Genomic DNA, 952 nt, shown 5'->3' with positions numbered 1-952 from the left:
ATAGCCGATGGAGCTGTAGCTGACCACCACGCTATCGGTCGTCGGGGTTAGCTCCAAGCGGTAAGCGCCCGTCAAGTCACTCCAGGTGCCGATGCTCGTCCCCTCGACACGTACCGAGGCAAACTCGATCGGCTCACGGTCACGGTCTAAGACGTACCCCGTGAGTGCCACACGGTGGGGCGTCGCGACAGCCGTCGTGTCGGTCGTCTGCCCATGCAGAGCCAACGCGCATCCCTGCAGTAGGATGCAGAGCAGTAAGGCGATGTAGTGAAGTGATCTCATCGCTTACAAAGGTAGACAAAAGTCGCAAGCTATGCGCCATGCTTGTCGTCCGTTGTGTCAAAGCGGTACGTGTAGCCCTTTGCTTTCTAAGTTCAAATGCAAGTAAAAAGCGAAGTTTTTTTCGTCTTGGATGCTCGGTCAACTTCTCTTCGTAACCGCTCGGCGGGGGCGCTCCCGGAGCGGAGATTTTCCTTTCTGAACTTGCCTCGGAGGACTCTCTTCTCTTCGTAACCGCTCGTCGGGGTGGGGGCTCCCACCCCTTGCCGCGGGGCGCTCCCGGAGCGGAGATTTTCATTCCTTGGACTAGGCTCGTAGGGCTCTCTTCGCTTCGTGGTCTAGCTCGAAGTCGCAGTCGTGCGCAACCAGCGAGAAGAGGATGTGTAGGAGCTTATTGTTGACATTGTTGAGGATGACCCCGTAGGGCTTGCCTTGGGCTTTCATGCGTTGGTAGTACTGTTTAAATGTTGGGTTATGAGTTATGGCACTTCGGGCTGCTTGGGTCAAGATTCCTTTTAGCCGTCGGTTACTGTAGCCTCCTGTGTTGGATTTGTGAAAGACTGAGCTCCCAGAGCTCTCGTAGAAGGGCGCTATACCGCAGTAGCTAGCCATCTTCTTGGCACTCCAACCCTTGAAATTGTCGGTAAAAACGATCAGCATGACCGAGGTGACG

Annotated in this window: 2 protein-coding genes; both read right to left on the bottom strand. The window is 55.3% G+C overall.

What is annotated here, in order from left to right:
- On the bottom strand, positions 1-282 hold a 282-nt coding region (locus PORUE0001_RS09505; protein ID WP_039865900.1), incomplete at its 3' end, for a carboxypeptidase-like regulatory domain-containing protein.
- Positions 283-585: 303 nt separating this feature from the next.
- Positions 586-952, bottom strand: a 367-nt coding sequence (locus PORUE0001_RS09500; protein ID WP_007366233.1) for a transposase, incomplete at its 5' end; no start/stop codon positions are given.

Origin of the sequence: Porphyromonas uenonis 60-3 (genome assembly GCF_000174775.1) — a bacterium.
GTDB classification, from domain to species: Bacteria; Bacteroidota; Bacteroidia; order Bacteroidales; family Porphyromonadaceae; genus Porphyromonas; species Porphyromonas uenonis_A.
This window is presented reverse-complemented; position numbering and strand designations above follow the sequence as displayed.